Annotated in this window: 18 protein-coding genes; all 18 read right to left on the bottom strand. The window is 65.7% G+C overall.

Translation table 11 applies throughout. From position 1 onward, the window contains the following. Window positions 1-110 precede the first annotated feature (110 nt). A complete protein-coding gene (gene glmU / locus F623_RS0101405) occupies window positions 111-1,433 on the bottom strand; it encodes a bifunctional UDP-N-acetylglucosamine diphosphorylase/glucosamine-1-phosphate N-acetyltransferase GlmU (protein ID WP_018861078.1) in 1,323 nt (440 codons plus the stop codon). 127 nt (window positions 1,434-1,560) lie between these two features. Continuing rightward, window positions 1,561-1,980, bottom strand: coding sequence for a F0F1 ATP synthase subunit epsilon (locus F623_RS0101410; protein ID WP_018861077.1), 420 nt, complete (start codon window positions 1,978-1,980; stop codon window positions 1,561-1,563). 12 nt (window positions 1,981-1,992) lie between these two features. Further along, on the bottom strand, window positions 1,993-3,369 hold the full coding sequence (atpD, locus tag F623_RS0101415) for a F0F1 ATP synthase subunit beta (RefSeq protein WP_018861076.1): 1,377 nt from the start codon (window positions 3,367-3,369) through the stop codon (window positions 1,993-1,995). Window positions 3,370-3,427: 58 nt separating this feature from the next. Continuing rightward, window positions 3,428-4,288 (bottom strand): F0F1 ATP synthase subunit gamma, encoded by an 861-nt coding sequence (gene atpG, locus F623_RS0101420; protein ID WP_018861075.1) that lies wholly within the window; start codon window positions 4,286-4,288, stop codon window positions 3,428-3,430. A 12-nt stretch (window positions 4,289-4,300) separates the two neighbouring features. Then, window positions 4,301-5,842: a F0F1 ATP synthase subunit alpha gene (gene atpA / locus F623_RS0101425; protein WP_018861074.1), complete on the bottom strand. Its 1,542-nt coding sequence runs from the start codon at window positions 5,840-5,842 to the stop codon at window positions 4,301-4,303. Window positions 5,843-5,855: 13 nt separating this feature from the next. Next, entirely contained in the window at window positions 5,856-6,392 is a 537-nt protein-coding gene (locus tag F623_RS0101430; protein WP_018861073.1) for a F0F1 ATP synthase subunit delta, read from the bottom strand. 9 nt (window positions 6,393-6,401) lie between these two features. Then, entirely contained in the window at window positions 6,402-6,872 is a 471-nt protein-coding gene (locus tag F623_RS0101435) for a F0F1 ATP synthase subunit B (protein ID WP_012983952.1), read from the bottom strand. A 53-nt stretch (window positions 6,873-6,925) separates the two neighbouring features. After that, a complete protein-coding gene (atpE, locus tag F623_RS0101440; RefSeq protein WP_012983953.1) occupies window positions 6,926-7,162 on the bottom strand; it encodes a F0F1 ATP synthase subunit C in 237 nt (78 codons plus the stop codon). A gap of 51 nt (window positions 7,163-7,213) precedes the next feature. Further along, entirely contained in the window at window positions 7,214-8,056 is an 843-nt protein-coding gene (gene atpB / locus F623_RS0101445) for a F0F1 ATP synthase subunit A (protein ID WP_018868129.1), read from the bottom strand. A gap of 31 nt (window positions 8,057-8,087) precedes the next feature. After that, on the bottom strand, window positions 8,088-8,474 hold the full coding sequence (locus F623_RS0101450) for an ATP synthase subunit I (RefSeq protein WP_018861071.1): 387 nt from the start codon (window positions 8,472-8,474) through the stop codon (window positions 8,088-8,090). A gap of 132 nt (window positions 8,475-8,606) precedes the next feature. Then, a complete protein-coding gene (locus tag F623_RS0101455; RefSeq protein ID WP_018868128.1) occupies window positions 8,607-9,449 on the bottom strand; it encodes a ParB/RepB/Spo0J family partition protein in 843 nt (280 codons plus the stop codon). Window positions 9,450-9,776: 327 nt separating this feature from the next. Further along, window positions 9,777-10,532, bottom strand: coding sequence for a ParA family protein (locus F623_RS0101460; protein ID WP_018861069.1), 756 nt, complete (start codon window positions 10,530-10,532; stop codon window positions 9,777-9,779). Then, the gene (gene rsmG, locus F623_RS0101465; protein WP_018861068.1) at window positions 10,529-11,158 is read right to left on the bottom strand and encodes a 16S rRNA (guanine(527)-N(7))-methyltransferase RsmG; all 630 of its coding nucleotides are present in this window, start codon (window positions 11,156-11,158) and stop codon (window positions 10,529-10,531) included. Before rsmG ends, F623_RS0101460 begins: the two co-directional genes overlap by 4 nt. After that, complete coding sequence (mnmG, locus tag F623_RS0101470) at window positions 11,148-13,022, bottom strand: tRNA uridine-5-carboxymethylaminomethyl(34) synthesis enzyme MnmG (RefSeq protein ID WP_018861067.1); 1,875 nt, start codon at window positions 13,020-13,022, stop codon at window positions 11,148-11,150. The genes rsmG and mnmG overlap by 11 nt, the downstream gene beginning before the upstream one ends. 151 nt (window positions 13,023-13,173) lie before the next feature. Next, window positions 13,174-14,487: a tRNA uridine-5-carboxymethylaminomethyl(34) synthesis GTPase MnmE gene (gene mnmE / locus F623_RS0101475; RefSeq protein ID WP_018868127.1), complete on the bottom strand. Its 1,314-nt coding sequence runs from the start codon at window positions 14,485-14,487 to the stop codon at window positions 13,174-13,176. Window positions 14,488-14,494: 7 nt separating this feature from the next. Next, window positions 14,495-16,201 carry a membrane protein insertase YidC gene (yidC, locus tag F623_RS0101480; RefSeq protein ID WP_018861065.1) on the bottom strand — a complete coding sequence of 569 codons (1,707 nt, stop codon included), beginning with the start codon at window positions 16,199-16,201 and terminating at the stop codon, window positions 14,495-14,497. An 8-nt stretch (window positions 16,202-16,209) separates the two neighbouring features. After that, window positions 16,210-16,467 (bottom strand): membrane protein insertion efficiency factor YidD, encoded by a 258-nt coding sequence (gene yidD, locus F623_RS0101485; protein ID WP_018868125.1) that lies wholly within the window; start codon window positions 16,465-16,467, stop codon window positions 16,210-16,212. Next, the gene (rnpA, locus tag F623_RS0101490; protein WP_018861063.1) at window positions 16,464-16,814 is read right to left on the bottom strand and encodes a ribonuclease P protein component; all 351 of its coding nucleotides are present in this window, start codon (window positions 16,812-16,814) and stop codon (window positions 16,464-16,466) included. The genes yidD and rnpA overlap by 4 nt, the downstream gene beginning before the upstream one ends. Window positions 16,815-16,821: the final 7 nt, after the last annotated feature.

The raw sequence follows: 16,821 nt of genomic DNA on the forward strand, positions 1-16,821 counted from the left end.
CCCCGAATCCATCAAAAACGGGCGGGTAGAACCACTACCCGCTGCACGACGCGCCTTGTCTCGGAAAACCTGGGGTACCAACGCGAATGCGTACATTCATCATTGTTTCCCTAGTCGGATTTCTTTTTGGGTCGCGGCCAGTCCTGAATGATGCGCGGTCGGGCGCGGGTCAACGCCAGCGCGCCCGGGTCCACGTCGTCCGACAAAGTCGAGCCCGCGCCCACCGTCGCATCATCGCCGATGCGAATGGGCGCCACCAGGGCTGTATTCGAGCCGATGAACGCACGCTCGCCGATCTCGGTGCGATGCTTGTTCGCACCATCATAGTTGCAGGTGATCGTTCCTGCCCCCAGGTTCGCTCCGGCCCCGACGCTCGCGTCCCCGACGTAGGTCAGGTGGTTGGCTTTCGCGCCGGGACCCAGCGTGGCGTTCTTGATCTCGACAAAATTGCCGACGCGCGCGCCGGGGCCCAGTTCGGTCCCCGGTCGCAGGCGGGCAAACGGTCCGACGTTCGCGCCATCGCCGATGCGCACACCTTCCAGGACACTGTGTGCCGCGATCTGCGTGCCGGATCCAATATCGCAATCGCGCAGCACGCAGCCGGGGCCAATATAGACATCGTCCGCCAGGGTGACCGTGCCCTCGATCACGACGTTCACGTCGATCGCGCAGTCCTGTCCGAATTTCAGGACACCGCGCACATCCAGACGTGCGGGATCCGCCACGCAGAGGCCCTCCTGCATCATGCGTGCGCATTGCTCCGCCTGGTGCAGGCGCTCCTGAACGGCCAGTTGCTCGCGGTCGTTCACACCCAGTACGGCGGCCGGGTCGCTGCTGCGGACCACGTCGACACCTCGCCCTTCCGCGCGCGCCTGCGCAACGATGTCCGTCAGGTACCACTCCCGAGGCCCGGCCGCGTCCGGTTCACAGGCTGTCAGCCAGCGGCGCAAATCACCCGCGGGAGCGGCGAGTACTCCGGTATTGATCAGGTCCACCGCCCGCTCGGCGGCAGTGGCCTCCTTGTGCTCGACAATACGCTCGAGCCCGCCGGAAGGGTCCAGGATCAGGCGCCCGTAGCCACTCGGGTCCGCGACTTGCGCCGCCAGCACCGTCACGCCCTCGCCCCGGACACAGGCCTCCAGGTCAGCGACCGGAATCCGCGGCACGTCCCCGTAGGTAACCAGGACCCGCGCGGGATCCGGGATCTCCTGGAGCACGCGGAACACAGCGTGCCCGGTACCGCGTGGCTCGCCCTGGTCAATCCAGTCGATAACGGGGTGGTGATCGGCAAAAGCGGCACGGACCCGTTCCTGTTCGTGGCTGACCACGACGTGGAGGGCCGCAGCCTCGAAGGGCGCGACGCGTTCGAGTACATGGGCCAGCAAGGGACGTCCGGCCAGGGTTTGCAGGACCTTGGGGAGGCGGGACCGCATGCGCGTCCCCTTGCCGGCCGCAAGGACCGCGATATGAAGGGGTGTCGTTTCAGGCATGGGTACAATCATAAAGGGCCAACACAGTTGGTTGGCCCTTGGGGTCGGTCATCCGTCGCAATTTGCCGGATTACTGCCGGCGCAACTTCTGGATCATTTGCAGGCGGGCGGCAGCCTCCGCGAGTTCCGCCTGGGCCTTGGCGTAGTCGAAATCGGCCTTGGAGTTTTCCAGGGCCTCTTCCGCACGCTTCTTCGCCTCAAGCGCCTCGGCCTCGTCCAGATCCTTGGCCCGCACCGCCGTGTCCGCCAATACGGTCACATGGTAAGGCTGGACCTCAAGGATACCGCCCGAGACGAACACCGGTTGCGGATCGGCGCCTTCCTTTTCCTGGATGCGCAGCTCGCCCGGGTTCAGGCGGGCCAGCATCTGCGTATGGCCGGCATAAACGCCAACCTCGCCACCCTCGGCCGGGGCCGCGATCATCAGCGCGGTGCCGGAGTAGATGGACTCCTCGGCGCTGACCACATCCACGTGCATCGTCATGGGCATGCTGCTCACTCCTTAGCCGAGCTTCTCGGCCTTCTCGACGGCTTCCTCGATGGTGCCGACCATGTAGAAGGCCTGCTCCGGCAGGTGGTCGTACTCACCCGCGACAATGGCCTTGAACGCACGAATGGTGTCCTTCAGGGACACGTACTTGCCGGGCGCACCGGTGAAGACCTCGGCCACGAAGAACGGCTGCGACAGGTAGCGCTGGATCTTGCGCGCGCGGGCCACGACCAGCTTGTCGTCTTCCGACAGTTCGTCCATGCCGAGGATCGCGATGATGTCCTTCAGCTCCTTGTAGCGCTGGAGGGTACCCTGCACCGCGCGGGCGGTGTCGTAGTGCTCCTGCCCGATGATCTGCGGGTCCAGCTGGCGCGAGGTGGAGTCCAGCGGATCCACCGCCGGGTAGATCCCCAGCTCGGCGATCTGACGCGACAGCACGACGGTCGCATCCAGGTGCGCAAAGGTCGTGGCGGGGGACGGGTCGGTCAGGTCATCCGCCGGCACGTAGACGGCCTGGATGGAGGTGATCGAACCCTTCTTGGTGGAGGTGATGCGTTCCTGCAGCACACCCATCTCCTCCGCCAGGGTCGGCTGGTAGCCCACCGCGGACGGCATACGACCCAGCAGCGCGGAGACCTCGGTCCCGGCCAGGGTGTAGCGGTAGATGTTGTCGATGAACATCAGCACGTCGCGGCCTTCGTCACGGAAGAACTCGGCCATGGTCAGACCGGTCAGCGCGACCCGCAGACGGTTGCCCGGCGGCTCGTTCATCTGGCCGTAAACCAGGGCCACCTTGTCGAGGACGTTGGAGTCCTTCATCTCGTGGTAGAAGTCGTTCCCTTCACGGGTACGCTCGCCCACACCGGCGAACACGGAGTAACCGGAGTGCTCGATCGCGATGTTGCGGATCAGCTCCATCATGTTCACGGTCTTGCCCACGCCGGCACCGCCGAACAGGCCGACCTTGCCGCCCTTCGCGAAGGGGCACAGCAGATCGATAACCTTGATGCCGGTTTCCAGCAGCTCGGTGGAGCCCGCCTGCTCGTCGAAGGTCGGGGCGGCACGATGGATCGACCAGGTCTCCTGGGCCTCTACGTCGCCGGCGTTGTCCACCGGGCGGCCAAGGACGTCCATCACGCGGCCCAGGGTCCCCTTGCCGACCGGCACGGAGATCGGCTTGCCGGTCGCGGTGACCGGGGTCTGACGCTTCACACCCTCGGTGGTCCCCATGGCGATCGTACGCACGACGCCGTCACCCAGCTGCTGCTGGACTTCCAGGGTCAGGCCGTTCTCCAGGGTCAGAGCGTCGTAGACCTTGGGCACTTCGCCGTGGGGGAACTCCACGTCCACGACGGCGCCGATGATTTCGACAATTTTTCCGGAACTCATTTGTTCATCCTCGTAAGTCGTAATTCGTGCCGAGCCGATCGAATCGTGCCGGCGGGCGCTAGACCGCAGCCGCGCCGCTGACGATCTCGGAGATCTCCTGGGTAATCGCGGCCTGGCGCGCCTTGTTGTAGACGAGCTGCAGGTCCTTGATCATCGTGCCGGCGTTGTCGGAGGCGGACTTCATCGCGACCATGCGCGCGGCCATTTCGCAGGCCACGTTCTCGACCACTGCCTGGTAGATCAGCGACTCGACATAACGCTCGAGCAGGGTATCCATCACGGGAACCGTATCCGGCTCGTAGATGTAGTCCCAGTGATGCTTCAGGGACTCGTCCTTGCTCGGCGCGGTCGGCAGGAGCTGGGTCGCCTCCGGTTGCTGGGTCATCGTGTTGACGAACTTGTTTTCCAGCAGCACGACGCGATCGACCTTGCCGTCGCGGAAGTTGTCCAGCACGACCTTGATGGAGCCGATCAGGTCCGTGATGTGCGGGCGGTCGCCCAGATCGCGCGCCTCGGCCACGATATTGCCACCCAGGCGCTTGAAGAACTGCAGCGCCTTGTTGCCGATCACGCACAGGTCGACCTCGACGCCCTCTTCGCGATAGCGCCGCATCTCGCCGACGGCCTTCTTGAACAGGTTGGTATTCAACCCGCCGCAAAGACCGCGATCGGTCGAGACGATGATCAGCGCCACGCGTTTCACGTCGCGCTCGACCATGAACGGATGCTTGTACTCCGCATTGGCCATCGCGACGTGACCGATCACGTCGTGGATCTTCTGGGCGTAAGGCCGGGACTCCTCCATGCGGTCCTGGGCCTTGCGCATCTTGGACGCGGCGACCATCTCCATGGCCTTGGTGATCTTCTGAGTATTCTGGATACTCTTGATCTGCGTCCGAATCTCCTTAGTGCCCGCCATTGCGTGCTCCCGTTACCAGCTGTGCTTGGCCTTGAACTCTTCCAGGGCCTTTTTCAGCTTTTCCTGGATGGAGTCGTTGTAGTCGCCAGAGCTGTTGATCTCGTCAAGCAGGTCCTTCTGCGAGGAACGCGCGTAGGAGATCAGTTCCTTTTCGAAGCTCACGACCTTCTCGGCCTCGACGTCATCGAGGTAGCCCTCGTTAGCGGCGAACAGCGAGAACGCCATGTCGCCGATAGACATCGGCTGGTACTGGCCCTGCTTCATCAGTTCGGTCACGCGCTTGCCGCGGTCGAGCTGCTTGCGGGTCAGTTCGTCCAGATCCGAGGCGAACTGCGAGAACGCGGCCAGCTCGCGGTACTGCGCCAGCGCCAGACGCACACCGCCACCCAGCTTCTTGATGATCTTGGTCTGTGCGGAACCACCGACTCGGGAGACCGACAGACCGGCGTTGATCGCCGGGCGGATACCGGAGTTGAACAGGTCCGTCTCGAGGAAGATCTGGCCGTCGGTGATCGAGATCACGTTGGTCGGCACGAACGCGGAGACGTCGCCCGCCTGGGTCTCGATGATCGGCAGCGCGGTCAGCGAGCCGGTCTGGCCCTTCACTTCGCCGTCGGTCATCTGCTCGACGTAGTCGGCGTTCACGCGCGAGGCGCGCTCCAGCAGACGCGAGTGCAGGTAGAAGACGTCACCCGGATAGGCTTCGCGGCCCGGCGGACGACGCAGCAGCAGGGACACCTGGCGGTAGGCCCAGGCCTGCTTGGTCAGATCATCGTAGACGATCAGGGCGTCTTCGCCGCGATCACGGAAGTACTCGCCCATCGCGCAGCCGGCGTACGGGGCGATGAACTGCATCGCGGCCGACTCGGAGGCGTTGGCGGCGACGATGATCGTGTTCTCCATCGCACCGGCCTCTTCCAGCTTGGCCACCACGGAGGCAACCGACGAGGCCTTCTGACCCACGGCGACGTAGATACACTTAACGCCGGAGTCCTTCTGGTTGATGATCGCGTCGATGGCCACCGCGGTCTTGCCGGTCTGGCGGTCACCGATGATCAGCTCGCGCTGGCCGCGGCCGACCGGGACCATCGCGTCAATCGCCTTGATGCCGGACTGCAGGGGCTGGTCAACCGACTGGCGGTCGATAACACCGGGGGCGATCTTCTCGATCGGGCTGGTGACACCGGTGTCTACCGGACCCTTGCCGTCGATCGGGCGGCCGAGGGAATCGACCACGCGGCCCAGCAGGCCCTCGCCCACCGGCACTTCCAGGATGCGGCCGGTGCACTTGGCGGTATCGCCTTCCTTGATGTGCTTGTAGTCACCCAGGATCACGACGCCGACAGAGTCGCGCTCGAGGTTGAGCGCCATGCCGAAGGTGTCGCCGGGGAACTCGATCATCTCGCCCTGCATGACATCGCCAAGGCCGTGCACACGAGCGATACCGTCGGTCAGGCTGACCACGGAGCCCTCGTTGGCGGCCTCGGAGGAGGCATCGAATTTCTCGATGCGCTGTTTGATCAGATCACTGATCTCGGAGGGATTCAGTTGCATGTTAAATATCCTCTTAGCGACTCAAATTGGCAGCCAGGCGGTTCAGCTGGCCTCGCACGGAGCCGTCGATTACCAGGTCGCCGGCGCGGATGATGGCTCCCCCGAGCAGGGAGCTGTCGACCGAACACTCGAGATCGACTTCGCAGCCCAGGCCCTTGGCCAGGGCATCGTGGATTTCTTTCTCCTGCGCCTGCGTGAGCTTGCGGAAGGCGATTACGTCGGCGTGCACGCGCTTTTCGGCGTCGGCCTTCATCGTGGAGAACGCATCAAACACAGCAGGCAGCGCGGGCAGGCGACCGTTTTCGGCCAGCAGCCGAACCAGGTTGCCGGCCTCGGGGCCGACCTTGTCGCCGGCCACATCCAGCACGAGCTGCGCGCGATCGGCACGCGGGAGCCGCGGGTTGGAGAGGAGACTGTGCATCTGCGAGTCCCGGGCGATCGCGGCCAGCAACTCGAGCTGCTCGGCCCAGCCAGCGAGATCGTTTTTCTCCTGGGCCCGCTCGAACGCGGCGCGGGCGTAGGGTCGGGCGACCGAAATCAGGTCTGACATAACGTCTCCTTAGAGCTTGGCCGCGAGCTTCTTCAGCAGATCGCCATGGGCCTTGGCATCGATCTCCTTGGCCAGGATCTGCTCGGCACCGGCAACCGCCAGCTGGGAGACCTGCTTGCGCAGCTCTTCCTTCGCGCGGTTGATCTCCTGCTCGATTTCGGAGTGCGCCTGTTCCTTGATCCGCTCGCCTTCCTCGCGCGCGGTGGTCTTGCTTTCCTCGACCAGCTCGGTGGCCCGCTTCTGCGCAGAGGCCATGATCTCGTTGGCCTGCTGCTTGGCCTCCTTGATCACCGCGGTCGCTCGCTCCTGGGCGAGCTCCTGTTCCTTTTCGCCGCGTTCGGCGGCAGCCAGGCCGTCCGCAATCTTCTTGCGGCGCTCTTCCAGGGCGGCGGACATGGGCGGCCAAACGTAGCGCATCGTGAACCACACGAAGACCGCAAACGCGAGGAGCTGGCCGATGATGGTCAGATTGATATTCATCCTGCTACCTCAGGTTGACGAGTGGAGGGGACCTCGGGACTCGCTCAGCCTTGTTAACCCAGGGCGAACAGAACGTACAGGCCGATACCCACGCCGATCATCGGCACGGCGTCGGTCAGACCCATCACGATGAAGAACTGGGTGCGGAGCATCGGGATCAGCTCGGGCTGACGCGCGGCGCCTTCCAGGAAGCGACCACCCAGGGTACCCACGCCGATGGCGGCGCCGACAGCGGCCAGACCCAGAAGCAGCGAGCCAGCCAGGACGATCAGAGCGTTAGCCATTTCCATTTTTGTATCTCCAGTCGAGTGTTGAAACGGTCAGTTTGAAGGTGAATCGGATCAGTGGTCTTCGCTGTACGCCATGTCGAGGTAGACGACGGTCAGCACCATGAAGATAAAGGCCTGCAGCGGCACCACGAGGATGTGGAAGATCGCCCAGCCAACATGCAGCACGCCGCCAGCCAGACCCAGGATCAGGCCCGCGGAGTACATCACGCCGATCAGGATGAAGATCATCTCGGCCGCGTACAGATTGCCGAACAGTCGCAGGGCGAGCGATGCGGGCTTGGCCAGCAGGTTGATGAACTCCAGCACGAAGTTGATCACCCAGAAGATCGGCTTCAGGAACACGATGTTGGTCTGGAACGGGATACCCGTCAGTTCCTTGATAAAGCCGACCGGGCCCTTGATCTTCAGCGAGTAGTAGATGATCAGGACGAACACACCCAACGCCAGACCCGCGGTCACGTTGATGTCCGTGGTCGGCACAATCTTGAAGTACGGGATGCCCAGCAGATAGGCGATGTGCGGCAGGAGATCCACCGGCACCAGGTCCATCAGGTTGAGCAGGAAGATCCAGACAAAGATGGTCAGCGCAAGCGGCGCAACCATGTCGTTCTTGTGCTTGAAGGAACCACGGACGTTGTCATTGACGAAGTCCATGATCATTTCGACGAAATTCTGCCAGCCACCCGGGACGCCGGCGGTAACCTTCTTGGCCGCGGCGCGGAACGTCAGCAGGAAGAGCAACCCAAGACCGATCGACCAGAGCATCGAATCGACATGGATGGCCCAGAAACCCATCTCGGCGGCCTGGGTGCTGGTGGTGGCGATCCCGAGCCCCTGCTCCGGGTGATAGCCGAAGGTCAGGTTGGTGAGATGGTGAGCAATGTGCTCTTCCATCGTGGGCAGTTCGCTTTCTGAAGCCATGCAGTTATCTCGTCATTGCTTGATCAGAAACCCGGTGCAGCCACCACAGCGGGGCCAGGTGCACCAGGAGGAAGACGCCGAACAAAGCCAGCAGATTCGGCTCGTCCAGGTGAGCGAACGCCACCCCGAATGCCACCGCGATGATTACGAGTCGTCCCAGCTCGGCGCCCATCATGCGCGCCGTGAGTGAGCCCACCTGATCGGAACGGTAGGCTCGAAACACAACGACCGCGGCCACGGCATTGCCGAGAGTCGCGGTCATACCGCCGACCACGGCCGAGATCGCCACGATCGGGGGGAACAGGGCCAGAAGAAGGCCCGACAGTATCAGCGTCAGGGCGAGCTGCAGACCAAGCGATTGTAGGGCGTGTCTGTAGCGTCGCGGTGTCATTCAGCGGATGGGCACACCCACCCCTCTCCCAAAAAGTGCGCGCATTATAAGTGCACCCTTCTATTAGGTCAAACCGTTATGGGTCGCCCAAAGCCTTGTGGCGAAGGGCTTTGGGGCAGGCGGGCGGGCAGTCTACTGGATGTGTTCGAGGATGCCGTCGAGTTCGTCGAGGCTGTTGTATTCGATGACCAGCCGGCCCTTGCCCTGACGGTTGTACCGGACCTGAACGGGCGCCCCGAGGCGGTCGGACAGACGGCTTTCGAGTTGCCTGACCTCGGCCGAGGGGCCGGCCTCCTTGCGCGGTTCCGGCTGCGCCGAGAGGACCTTCTTGACCAGTTGTTCGGTGGCACGAACGGTCATGTCGCGCTTGACGACCGTCGCGGCCACACCCGGCTGATCGTCCAGCGGCAGGGCCAGCAGCGAACGGGCATGACCCATCTCCAGCCGGCCCTCGTTCACGTGTTCCTTGACCACGTCGTGCAGCTCGAGCAGACGCAGCAGGTTGGTGACGGAGGTGCGCGAACGGCCGACCGCATCGGCGGCCGCCTGGTGGGTCATCTCGAATTCGTCGATCAGGCGCCGGATGGCCTGGGCCTCTTCCAGCGGGTTCAGGTCCTCGCGCTGGATATTCTCGATCAGCGACATCGCGGCCGCGGCCTGGTCCGGGATGTCGCGGACCACGGCGGGCACACTCTCCAGTCCCGCGATCTGGGCGGCGCGCCAGCGGCGCTCGCCGGCGATCAGCTCGAAGCCACCTTCGACCCGACGCACGACCACCGGCTGGACAATGCCCTGGGCGCGGATCGATTCGGCCAGCTCCGCAAGCGCGGGCTCGGACATATGCACGCGCGGCTGATACTGACCGCGGCGGATCTGCTCGATCGGCAGTTGCGCCAGGGAGTCGCTCTCGTCGCCGCCGCTCTGTGCCCCCGACAGGAGGGCATCGAGCCCGCGGCCCAGTCCACGTTTTGCCATCGTTTCAGTCCTGCTCGTCTAGGGAAACACTGATTAATGCACGCGCTCGCGCTCGAGTCGCTTTTGCGTGCGAACAAGGCGCGGTGACTGCCGTGCAGCATTCTGCACAAGGGAACCGCAACGCCGTGCGCGCGCCCGTTTGCGATAACAACGGGCGGCCGAGCCCCTTCGGGGTTGGCACCCCAGGTTCCCCGATTCTGCGTTGCGCCCCGAATCAATCGAAAACGGGCGGGTAGAACCACTACCCGCTGCACGACGCGCCTTGTCTCGAAAAACCTGGGGTGCCAACGCGAGCGTGTGCATTAATCAGTGTTTCCCTGGGCGCGATCAGCGGCGCAGCATCTCGCCGGCCAGCGCGAGGTAGGCCACCGCCCCGCGCGAAGAGGCATCATACAACAAGGCCGGCTGACCAAAGCTGGGGGCCTCGGCCAGACGGATGTTGCGCGGGATCACAGTCCGGAACACCCGTTCGCCAAAATGGCCGGTGAGCTGGTCGGACACGTCACCGGACAGTCGGTTGCGCGGATCGAACATGGTGCGCAGCAGCCCGGCGATGCGCAGCTGCGGGTTCGGGCCCTTCTGGATGCTTTCGATCGTGCGCATGAGCGCGGTCAGGCCTTCGAGCGCGTAGTACTCGCACTGCATCGGGATCACCACCCCGTCGGCGGCCACCAGCCCGTTGACCGTCAGGAGGTTCAGCGAGGGCGGGCAGTCGATCAGGATGTGGTCATAATCGGCGGCCACCGGGGTCAGCGCCTCGCGCATGCGGTACTCGCGTCGCTCCTGGTCCATCAATCGCACCTCGGCCACGGTCAGGTCCCCGTTCGCCGGCACCAGATCGAAACCGCCTTCCACGCGATGGGCCGCCTCCGGTACCGTGGCCTGGCCCAGCAGCACCTCGCAGGAGGTCGGATCGTCGGCGTGCTTGTCGACGCCGGAACCGGTGGTGGCATTGCCTTGCGGGTCGAGGTCCACGACCAGCACGCGCTTGCCCAGCCGGGCAAGCGAGGCGGCGAGGTTCACGCAGGTCGTGGTCTTGCCCACCCCGCCCTTCTGATTGGTGATGGCCAGCGTATCGGTCACGTGTCGGCTCTCTCGATAATGGCGATGTGCCGCTCGGCGGTCTCGCCGGGAATGGTAACCGGGTCCACACTCCGGTACGACCATGGGGTCGGCAGCGGCGCGTCCGCCACCGATCGCTGCCCGAGCATGGCCAGCACCCGCCCGCCCGTGGCCACCTGCGGTGCGACGCGCGCCACCATGTCTGCCGGGGCCTTGAATGCCCGCGCCAGCACCGTGGTGTAGGGCGCGGCGGGTCGGAAATCCTCGATCCGCTTGTGCACGGCCTCGACGCGGGTCAGGCCGGCCAGCCCGATCACGTTGCGCAGGAAGCGGATACGCTTGGCCGCGCTGTCCAGCAGGCAGAAATCGCGCGCGCGCTCGCAGGCGGCCAGCACGAAGCCCGGCAGGCCGGCGCCCGTCCCGACATCCAGGATGCGGTCCCCGTGAAGATACGGGCGCAGGGTCAGGCTGTCGAGGATGTGTCGGGGGATCCACTGCTCGGGGTCGCGCACGGCGGTCAGGTTGTGCACCCGGTTCCAGCGCCCGAGCTGCTCCAGATAGACCGCCAGGGCCTCGATGGCCGCACTGTCCAGCGCCCACTCGTCGGCCACGGCGCCCAGCGCCGCGCGCCAGTCGTTACTCGCCACTGGCGCGCTGTTTCAGGTGTACGGCCAGGGCGGACAGCGCAGCCGGGGTTACGCCCGGGATGCGCTGGGCCTGGCCCAGCGTATGCGGTCGGAATTCGGCGAGCTTCTGGCGGATCTCGTTGGACAGGCCATGTACCCGCGCGTAGTCGAGGTTATCCGGCAGCGCCGTCTGGTCGGCCTTCGCCTGGCGTGCGACCTCGGCCTGCTGGCGCTCGATGTACCCGGCGTATTTGGCCTGGATCTCCGCCTGCTCGCGCACGTCCGGCGTGCAGCCCGCATCCAGCTCCGGGAGGGCCTGCATCAACCCGTCATAGTCGGCCTCCGGCCGGCGCAGCAGATCGAGCAGCGTGGCATCCGGTTCCGGGGCCTTGCCGAGGAGCTCGGCCAGGGCCGGGCGAGTGCGCTGATCGCGGTCCGGCCGCGTCTGGGCCAGCCGGCCCATCTCCGACTCGATCGCCGCGGCGCGGCGCTCGAACCGTGCCCAGCGGGCATCGTCGACCAGGCCGTACTCGCGGCCGATCGGGGTCAGGCGCAGATCCGCGTTGTCCTCGCGCAGCAGCAACCGGTACTCGGCGCGCGAGGTGAACATACGGTAGGGCTCCTGTGTGCCGCGGGTGACCAGGTCGTCGATCAGCACGCCGATGTAGGCCTCGGAACGCTGCGGGATCCAGGGTTCGGCGTCCCGGGTCAGGCGGGCGGCATTGAGCCCGGCGACCAGGCCCTGGGCGGCGGCCTCTTCATATCCGGTGGTGCCGTTGATCTGCCCGGCGAAGAACAGATTGGCGACCTCGCGCGTGGCCAGCGACGGGCGCAGGCCGCGCGGGTCGAAGTAGTCGTACTCGATCGCGTAGCCCGGACGGGTAATGCGGGCGTGCTCGAAGCCCTTGATGCTCTGCACCAGCGGCACCTGGATCGCATAGGGCAGGGAGGTGGAGATGCCGTTCGGGTAGAGCTCGTGGGTGGTCAGCCCTTCCGGCTCGACGAAGACCTGGTGGCTGCTCTTGTCGGCAAAGCGCACGACCTTGTCCTCGATCGAGGGGCAGTAGCGCGGTCCGGTGCTGTCGATCTGGCCGGAATACATCGGGGCCTGATCGAGGTTCGCCCGGATCAAGTCATGGGTCTTCTCGCTCGTGCGCGCAATATGGCAGGGGCGCTGGGCCGGGTGGTCGTCGGCGGAGCCGGTGAACGAGAACACCGGGCGCGGGTCATCGCCCGGCTGCACCTCGAGGCGCGAAAAATCGACGCTGCGCCCGTCGATGCGCGGCGGGGTTCCGGTCTTCAGGCGCCCGACCGCAAAGGCCATCTCGCGCAGGCGCGCGGCCAGGCGCACGCTCGGCGGATCGCCCGCGCGGCCGCCCGGCTGCTGGGTGAGCCCGGTATGCATCTGACCATTCAGGAAGGTCCCCACCGTCAGCACGACGGCGCGGGCCTGGAACGCAATGCCGGCCTCGGTGACCACGCCGGTCACGCGATCGCCCTCCATGGTGATGTCGGCCACCGGCTGCTGGAAGATCTCGAGATTCGGCTCGGCCTCCACGAGCTGGCGAATGGCCTGGCGATAGAGCTGCCGGTCGGACTGGGCGCGGGTTGCGCGCACCGCCGGGCCCTTGCGCCGATTGAGGATGCGGAAATGGATGCCGGCGGCATCCGCCGCACGCGCCATCACGCCCCCCAGGGCATCGATCTCCTTCACCAGGTGGCCCTTGCCGATGCCGCCGATCGCCGGGTTGCAGCTCATCTGGCCGATGGTCTCGATGTTGTGGGTCAGCAGCAGCGTGCGCGCACCCGCGCGCGCCGCGGCCAGTGCGGCCTCGGTGCCGGCGTGTCCGCCGCCAATCACGATGACATCGAATTCTTCTGCCATGACCTCTATAAGCCCGACCGATGGTCGGCCCGAAAACGTAAAATCAGCAGTTTAGCAGGAGTGGCGGCGGCATCGAAGCGGCCGCAACGGGATCGCGGAATCCTGGGGTAACAAGGCGAGCGTATACATGGATCAGGGTTTTGCTACGCCATCACTTGCCGATGCAGAAGCCGGCGAAGATCTCGCCGAGCAGGGCCTCGTGGTCCTGGCGACCCAGCAGGGCATCCAGCGCGGCCTCGGCCAGGCGCAGCTCCTCGGCGATCAGGTCGGGCGCAGCACTGGCCTCGATACGACCCAGATGCAGCGCCGCCAGGCGCAGGCCATCAAGGTGGCGTGCCCGCACACTGAACCGCTGCTGTCCGCCCTCGCCGGCACCCAGCCGCTCGACGATCGCCTGCTTCAGTTCATCGATGCCCGTACCCGTGCGCGCCGAGATGGCGATCCCCTCTGCAGGTCGGGAATCCGCAACGCAGTCCTGCTTGTTCCAGACCGTGAGCCGCGGGATCTCGGGCGGGGCCTCCAGATCGGGGACGGCGTCCGGCCGGGTCAGATCCCGCAGCTCCAGGATCAGGTCCGCCCCCGTCGCGGCCTCGCGGGCGCGCTCCATGCCGATCCGCTCCACCGGGTCGTCGCTGGCATGCAGTCCGGCGGTGTCGATCAGCTCGACCGGGATGCCGTGAATGGCGATGGGTGAGCGCAGCACGTCGCGGGTGGTCCCGGGGCGGTCGGTGACGATCGCCACCTCGCTCTCGGCCAGGCGATTCATCAGGCTGGACTTGCCGACATTCGGGGCACCCACCAGGGCCAGACGCAGGCCCTGGGCGAAGTAGCGGGCCGGGCGCAAACGCTCGAGGAGCGCAAGGATAGTCGTGTGCAGGTTCTCCGCCCGCCGGGCGATATCCGGGGCGGCCTCGGATTCGAGGTCGGTCTCGCCGAAGTCGATCTCGGCCTCGATGATCACGCGCATGTCGCGGATGGCCCGGGAGACCGGCTCCAGCTCCGCGGCCAGCGCGCCATCGAGGCTGGAGCGGGCCAGGCGCGCGGCCTGGGCCGTCTGGGCATGGATCAGATCGGCGACGGCCTCGGCCTGCGCGAGGTCGAGGCGGCCGTTCAGAAAGGCCTGTTCGGTGAATTCGCCCGGCCGCGCGCGGCGGGCGCCGAGATCGACTGATGCCGCGACGAGCGCCTCCAGCAGCACCGGGCTGCCGTGGCCCTGCAACTCGATCACGTCCTCGCCGGTGTAGGAATGAGGCGCGGGGAAATAGAGGATCAGGCCATCGTCGATCGCCTCGCCGCTGCCCGGATCGAGGAGGCGGCCGTAGTGGGCATGGCGCGGTCGAAGGCGGTCGCGCCCGGTCAGGCGCCGCGCGATCGTCAGTGCCTCGGGGCCCGACAGGCGGACCACGCCGATGCCGCCGACCCCCGGCGGGGTGGCAACCGCGACGATGGTATCCGCCACGGTCACGGCCCGGTCAGCTCTTCTGCTTGTCCGGGTCCTCGCCGCCCTCGATCTTGCGCGTGATGTACCACTGCTGGGCGATGGAGAACAGGTTGTTGGTGAACCAGTACAGCACCAGGCCCGCCGGGAAGAAGGCGAAGAACACGGTGAACACGAACGGCAGCGCCATGAAGATCTTCTGCTGCACCGGGTCCATCGGCGGCGGGTTCAGCTTGTACTGCACGAACATGGACACGCCCATCAGGATCGGCAGGATGAAGTACGGATCACGCGAGGACAGATCCTGGATCCACAGCCACCACGGGGCCTGGCGCAGTTCCACACTCTCCAGCAGCACCCAGTACAGGGCGATGAACACCGGGATCTGGACCAGGATCGGGAGACAGCCACCCAGCGGGTTGATCTTCTCCTTCTTGTAGAGGTCCATCAGCGCCTGGTTCATGCGCTGCTTGTCGTCCTTGTAGCGCTCCTTCAGTGCCTGCAGCTTGGGCGCGACCTTGCGCATGCGCGCCATGGAGCGGTAGCTGGTCGCGGACAACTTGAAGAACGCGATCTTGATCAGGATGGTCAGCAGCACGATCGACCAGCCCCAGTTCCCGACGACGCTGTGGATCAGGTCCAGCAGCCAGAACAGCGGCTTGGCCAGGAAGGTGAACATCCCGTAGTCGACGGTCAGTTCCAGCCCCTGGGCGATCTCGGAGAGTTCATCCTGCAGCTTCGGCCCGACCCACAGGCGCGTCTGCAGCTGCCCGCTTTCGCCCGGGCGCACAGTCAGGGGCTCGGCCGAGTGCAGGCCGATCAGGTATTCCTCGCCGACTTCGCCGGGCACGGCGCGCGCGTACAGGGCGTTCACCTCGTCCTCGCCCGGAACCCAGGCGGAGACGAAATAGTGCTGGATCATCGCCACCCAGCCGCCATGCAAGCGCTGCTGGATCGGGTCATCGGCGAGCGATTCGAAGCGCTCGCGCTGGTAGCTGCCGTCGTAGTAGGCCGCGCCGGTAAAGGTGTACAACCACCAGGATTCGCGATCCGGGGTTGGCCCGTGGCGCAGCTGGCGATACTGGCGTCCGCTCCAGGTGGAATCGCCCTGGTTGCGGACCTCGTAATCCACCTCGATCAGGTGGGTCCCGCGGGTAAAGGTGTAGGTCTTGATGACCTCGATCTCGCCATCGTCCGAGACCCAGCGCATCGGCACCTGGAGGGTATCGTCGCCCTCGGCCATCTCGAAATGATCGCCTTCGACCTCGAAGTTGGCGTGGTGCGAGGGGGCCCGGCCTTCCATCGCCCGATCGTTGACGCGGTCGTGCGTCAGGCCGCTCTGGGCGACATAGCCCCGCACACGGTGGTCGAACAGGCGCACGGGCACCAGCGGGTCGTCCTGAAGGTCGCGCGGATACTGGAGGAGATCAGCCCGCAGGATAGTGCCGCCACGGGTATCGATCAGCAGTTCGTGCTTGTCGGTACGAACGGTGAACTGGCGGCGATCCGGCTCCTGGATCGGGCTGAGATCGGGCTCGTCCTCGGCCGCGGCGCGGGGATCATCCTCGTCCTCGAACTGCGGGGCATCGGGCACGTCCTCGGGGCGCGCCTCGGGATCCTCGACTTCCTGCTCGGCGGTCTCGGGTTCCGCAGGGGTGCCGTAATCCTGATTCCAGGCCTGCCACATCAGGAACAGGACGAAGGCCAGGCTGAGCCACAAAAGGGGACGCAAGTTATCCATGAGCGCGACTATTTCCGGGGTCGATGCGAATGGGCGGACAGACGGGGTTCCGGCACGGGATCATAGCCCCCGGGCGACCACGGGTGGCAGCGCAGGATTCGCCGCAGGCCAAGCCAGAAGCCACGTGCTACCCCGTGTTTTTCCACCGCCTCGACGGTGTAGGCGGAGCACGTCGGATAATGCCGGCAGTGCGGGGCCATGAACGGGGAAAGACCGTATTGATAGGCACGCACCGGCAGCAGGGCGATCTTGCGTACAAGCGTCATTGCAGGCGATCCAGCAGCGTTTCCATCTCCAAGCGCAGGGCTCGACGGTCACAGGCTCCGGCCCCTGGCCGGGCCAGGACAATCAGGTCCACCGGTGGCAACACAGCGCGGCGTTGGCGAAAGGCCTCGCGCGCGATGCGCTTGATCCGGTTGCGGTCCGTGGCGTTCCGGACATGACGCTTGCCAATGGCCAACCCCAGGCGCGGCTCCTCGGCACCCTCGCGCGCGCGACTCAGCAGCGTCAAGTAACGACCACGGACGGGCCGCGCATCGGCAAAGACATGCTGGAAATCAGCACCGACCAGCAGGCGCGCCTGGCGCGGGAAGCCCTGCGCCCGGGCGGTCATAATGGCC

The organism is Thioalkalivibrio sp. ALD1, from assembly GCF_000381245.1.
Taxonomy (GTDB): Bacteria; Pseudomonadota; Gammaproteobacteria; order Ectothiorhodospirales; family Ectothiorhodospiraceae; genus Thioalkalivibrio.